Consider the following 4,046-nt stretch of genomic DNA (forward strand, 5'->3'; position numbering starts at 1 on the left):
CAGCCTCGAACACCACACCCCGGTCACCGACAGGCCCGGAGACCTCCTCCGGAGCCTCCTCCAGCACCTCCACAGGCGCCTCCTCCAACACCACATGCGCGTTCGTCCCACTCACCCCGAACGACGACACACCCGCCCGACGCGGACGACCCCCACCACCAGGCCACTCCACCGCCTCCGTCAACAACGACACCGCACCCGTGGACCAATCCACATGCGGGGTCGGCTCGTCCACGTGCAGCGTCCGCGGCAGCACACCGTGCTGCATCGCCAGCACCATCTTCATCACACCCGCCACACCCGAAGCGGCTTGCGTGTGGCCGATGTTCGACTTCAACGACCCCAACCACAACGGACTCTCGGCGTCACGGCCCTGCCCGTACGTGGCCAGCAGCGCCTGCGCCTCGATCGGGTCACCCAACGTCGTGCCCGTACCATGCGCCTCGACGGCGTCGATGTCGGCGGTGGAGAGGCCGGCCCTGGTGAGGGCCGCCCTGATGACCTGCTGCTGAGCCGGGCCGCTCGGGGCGCTCAGACCGTTGCTGGCGCCGTCCTGGTTGAGGGCGGAGGAGCGGACCACGGCGAGGACGGGGTGGCCGTTGCGGCGGGCGTCGGAGAGCCGCTCCAGCAGCAGCATGCCGGCGCCCTCCGCGAGGCCCATGCCGTCGGCTGCCTGGGCGAACGCCTTGGAGCGGCCGTCCGGGGCGACACCCCGGGTACGGGCGAAGCCGATGAAGCCGATCGGTTCCACCATGACGGCGACGCCACCCGCGAGTGCCATCGAGCACTCGCCGGAGCGCAGCGCCTGAACGGCCATGTGGAGGGCGACGAGAGAGGAGGAGCAGGCGGTGTCGATGGTGACGGCGCTGCCCTCAAGACCGAGGGTGTAGGCGATCCGGCCGGACAGGACGCTGGTGGCGCTGCCGGTGACGATGTGGCCCTCGACGCCCTCGGGCAGGTTGTCGAGGCCGCCGAAGCCCTGGTTGGCGGCGCCGACGAACACGCCGACGGGGGTGCCGCGCAGGGAGTCGGGAAGCAGTCCCGCGCGTTCCAGGGCCTCCCACGAGGTCTCCAGCAGCAGCCGCTGCTGGGGGTCCATCGCGATGGCCTCGCGCGGGGAGATACCGAAGAAGCCGGGGTCGAAGTGGCCCGCGTCGTGGACAAAGCCGCCTTCGCGGGCGTAGCAGGTGCCTTCGCGGTCGGGGTCCGGGTCGTACAGGGCGTCGAGGTCCCAGGCGCGGTCGTCGGGGAAGGCGTCGATGACGTCGCGGCCCTCGGCGAGGATCTCCCAGAGCCGTTCGGGGGTGTCGGCGCCACCGGGGTAGCGGCAGCTCATGGAGACGATGACGATCGGATCGTCGTCGGCAGGCACGTTGGCCGGGACGGGTGCGGCGGCCGGGACGGGCAGGCCGTCCGGAGCGCCGACGAGTTCCTCGCGGACGTGGCGGGCGAGCGCGGTGACCGTGGGCCGGTCGAAGATGACGGTGACCGGCAACCGCAGTCCGGTGGTGGTGTTGAGCCGGTTGCGCAGCTCGACCGAGGTCAGTGAGTCGAAGCCCAGCTCGCGGAAGGCCCGGCCGACCTCGACGGTGTTGGGGGTGCTGTGGCCGAGTACGGCGGCGACCTGGCCGCGCACCAGGTCGAGGACGGCCTGGTCCTGGTCGTCGGTGCTCAGGGCCCGCAGACGGGTGACCAGGCCGGAGGTCTCGGTGTCGGGGGTGTCGCGACGGTCACGGTCCTCCTCGGCGCGCAGCAGTGCGGCGACCTCGGGGACTTCGGTGAGCAGGGGGCGGGGGCGGGCGGCGGTGAAGACGGGGACGAACCGCTCCCAGTCGATGTCGGCGACGGCGACCAGGCATTCGTCGCGGTCGAGGACCTGCTGCATGGCCCGGACCGCGAGAGTCGGGTCCATGAACGGGATGCCGCGCCAGCGCAGTTGTTCCTGTACGACTTCGAGGGCCATGCCGCCGCCCTCGTCGCTCCAGATGCCCCAGGGGATGGAGGTGCCGGCCAGGCCGCGGGCGCGGCGGTGTTCGGCCACGGCGTCGGCGTAGGCGTTGGAGGCGGCGTAGGCGCCGTGGTCGCCGCTGCCCCAGAGACCGGCGACGGAGGAGAAGACGATGAACGCGTCGAGCCGGTCGTCGGAGAAGAGCGCGTCGAGGTGGGCGACGCCGGACTGCTTGGCCTCGGCGCCTTCGGCGAACTCCTGAAGGGTGGTGGTGGCCAGCGGAATGAGGATGCCGACGCCCGCGGTGTGCACGACGGTGCGGATCGGCGGCCCGTCGGCCTCGACGCGGGCGACCAGTTCGGCCAGCGCGTCGCGGTCGGCGATGTCGCAGGCGGCGATGGTGACGCGGGCGCCGAGGTCGCGGAGTTCGGCGGCGAGGTCGTCGGCGCCGGGTGCGGCCGGGCCGCGTCGGCTGATCAGGACCAGGTGTTCGGTGCCGGTGCGGGCGAGCAGTCGGGCGGTGTGGCCGCCGAGTCCCCCGGTGCCTCCGGTGATCAGCGCGGTTCCGCGGGAGGCCCGGGTACGGTCCGTGGCGGCGGTGGGCCCGGCGGGGGTGCGCACCAGGCGGCGGACGAGGGTGCCCGCGCGGCGGATCGCGACCTGGTCCTCGGCGTCGGCGCCCGCGAGTACCGTGCGGAGCCGGGCGTCGGTGTGCGCGTCGGCGACCTCGGGCAGGTCGACCAGGCCGCCCCAGAACTCGGGGTGTTCCAGCGCGGCGACGCGGCCCATGCCCCAGGTGGCGTTCTGTACGGGGTTGCGCAGCGGGTCGGCGTCACCGGTGGTGACCGCTCCGCTGGTGGCCAGCCACAGCGGGGCTCGGACGCCGGTGTCGACGCACGCCTGGATGAGCGCGAGGCCGGCGACCAAACCGGCGGGGAGGCCGGGCTGTGCGGGGTGAGGGTGCTCGTCGAGGGCGAGGAGGGACAGGATGCCGCTGAATCCGCCCTGTCCCGCGATGTCGTCCCTGCCGGTCCCGTCGTCGGTGCCGCTGTGCTCGGCCGTTCCGACGAGCAGGGCGGCCATCTGTTCCCGGTCGATGCCGGTGGAGTCCACGAAGAGCGGCACGGTCCGCGTGCCGTGGGCGGCCAGTCCGTCGAGGCAGGCGGTGATGAGGGGTGTCTCGGCGTGGCCTGCGGGCACGATGACGAGCCAGGTGCCGTCGAGCGGGCGGGCGGCCGGGGAGTCGGGGGTCGGCCGCCAGGCGAGCCGGTAGCGCCAGGAGTCGATGGTGGCGGTGTCCTGCCTGCCGCGCCGCCAGGCCGACAGGACGGGCAGGGCCTGGGCAAGGGCTTCCTGCCCGCTGTCCCCCGCCCCGTCCAGCGCTCCGGTCAGGGCGTCGAGGTTCTGTTCCTCCACGGCCGCCCAGAATTCGGCGTCCACGGGGTCGGCGGCTTCGCCCGCGCCGCCGCTGTGCTGCGGCGGTGTGGTGTCGAACCAGTAGGGGCGGTCCTGGAAGGCGTAGGTCGGGAGCGGGACGGTGGTGCCGTCCTGACCGGCAAGGACAGCCGTCCAGTCCACAGGAACACCCCGCACCCACGCTTCGGCCAACGACGTCAGGAAACGCCCACTACCCCCATCATCACGACGCAGCGTGCCCACCACCACCGCGTCCGCGGCAGCCTCCTGCACCGCCATACCCAACACCGGATGCGAACTGACCTCGACAAACGCACCGAAACCCTGCCCGGCCAGACTCTCCACCGCCTCAGCAAACCGCACCCGCTGACGCAAGTTGCGATACCAATAACCGCCGTCGAGTTCAGCCGTATCCACAAACGCGGCCTCAGTCGTCGAGAAGAACGGCACCCCACCCACCCGAGGAACAACCGGCGCAAGAACCTCCGCCAACTCGCCCTCAAGCGCCTCCACATGCCACGTGTGTGAGGCGTAGTCCACCGGCACCCGCCGCACCCTCACCTCATCCAACTCACACCGCGCCACCAACTCATCCAACGCGTCCGCGTCACCCGCCACCACCACAGAACCCGGACCATTCACCGCAGCCACATCAATACGCCCCACCCACCCCGCCAGCAGC

General features: G+C 72.1%; 1 protein-coding gene. It reads right to left on the reverse strand.

Features of this window, described 5'->3' with window-relative positions:
- The coding region (locus tag DVH02_RS11060) for a type I polyketide synthase (RefSeq protein WP_114623608.1) at positions 1–4,046 on the reverse strand (4,046 nt) is incomplete at both ends.

This window comes from Streptomyces corynorhini (genome assembly GCF_003346515.1).
GTDB lineage: Bacteria > Actinomycetota > Actinomycetes > Streptomycetales > Streptomycetaceae > Streptomyces > Streptomyces corynorhini.